Source organism: Pararhizobium sp. P1_E7, from assembly GCF_056405855.1.
This window is the reverse complement of sequence record NZ_JBFUBH010000203.1, coordinates 1-1544: the sequence shown is the minus strand read 5'-3', so window position 1 is coordinate 1544 and position 1544 is coordinate 1. Positions and strand designations below refer to the sequence as shown.

At 59.5% G+C, this 1544-nt stretch carries 1 protein-coding gene; it reads left to right on the top strand.

All coding sequences use genetic code 11. The features are described from left to right. On the top strand, window positions 1–1301 hold a 1301-nt coding region (locus AC1D17_RS28900), incomplete at its 5' end, for a calcium-binding protein (protein WP_477568626.1). Window positions 1302–1544 lie beyond the last annotated feature (243 nt).

The window sequence follows — 1544 nt, the reverse complement described above, 5'->3', positions numbered from 1 at the left end:
ACGGAAATGACACGATCCGCGGCGGTGCAGGTGGCGATTACATGAACGGGGGTTGGGGCTTCGACACGCTCGACTACTCCACCTCGGACGCAGGCGTGAAAGTCAACCTGGCAACGGGGTCCACATTCGGTGGAGACGCACAGGGCGATGAGATCTACGCTTTTGAAAATCTGACCGGAAGCGATTTTGCCGACACTCTTACAGGTGATGCCGGGGGTAACGCCCTTGCGGGCGGAGCAGGCAACGACGTTATTCAGGGCGGCGCAGGCGCAGATGTTCTCACGGGCGGAGAGGGCGTGGACACGCTTGACTATGCCATGTCGTTGGCTGGAGTGACCGTGAACCTGAGCTTGGGCGCCTTCGGTTCCGGTGGCGACGCTGAATCTGACGTTTTCGCCCAGTTCGAGAACATCAACGGCTCGGCGCTGGCCGACAAGCTAACAGGCCACAATGGAGCAAACAGACTGACGGGAGGCGCCGGAGACGACATCCTGATTGGCGGCGGTGGCGCGGACAGGGTTGAAGGCGGAGCAGGATCTGACACAGCATCCTACTGGAATGCGGCCAAAGGCGTGGTCGCGAACCTTTCCAACAGCGCGTTGAATACGGCCGATGCCAAGGGCGATATCTATTCGTCCGTTGAAAACCTTACGGGTTCCGGTTTCGGGGACGCGTTGACGGGCAATACAGCGACCAATCACTTGATTGGTGCTGCGGGCAACGACCTGCTCGTCGGCGGTGCGGGAGCCGACAAACTCGATGGCGGCGCCAACACCGATACGGCATCCTATGCCGGCGCTTCGGCCGGTGTCATCGCCAATCTCGCCTCCGCCTTGAACAATACGGGCGACGCTAAGGGAGATACCTACATCTCCATCGAAAACCTCACCGGCTCCAGTTACAACGACACGCTGACCGGCAATACCGGCGCCAACGTGCTGACCGGTGGAACCGGCGCCGATAAAATGACTGGCGGCGCAGGTGCGGACACGTTTCTCTTCAAATCGGCCGGCGACACCGCTGTCCTGGCCTCCATTCAGGATACCATCTTCGATTTTACGCACGCTCAGGGTGACCGGATCGGCCTTTCCGGTATTGATGCCAACGCGGCGCTCGCGGGAGACCAGGCTTTTATCTTCAAGGGTGCAGCCGCCTTCAGCGGCAAGAACGGCGAGCTTCGCTTCGACAAGCAGATTTCCGACACCTATGTCTATGGCGACGTCAACGGCGACAAGGTGGCGGACTTTGCCATCCATTTCGACGACGCCATTGCCTTCCAAGCGAGCGATTTCGTACTTTGATATCCGTGCAGGGAGCGTGGTAGGTCATGCTCTCTGGCATGGTCGCAGGTTCGAATCGGTCATCGAAAGTGCCAGTCAGCCCGCCAGCAATGTTGCTGGACCAGCGCATTTTCGACATCTGCAGGCTGGAGGCAATAACCGGATCTCTATGCCCTTCCCCGGGTCATTTCCCCCAGTTTGGATGAGAGTCCGGCCCGATATGAGCCGTCCCGAACGTTGGACCGCCGGAGGCTAGAGTTTTCC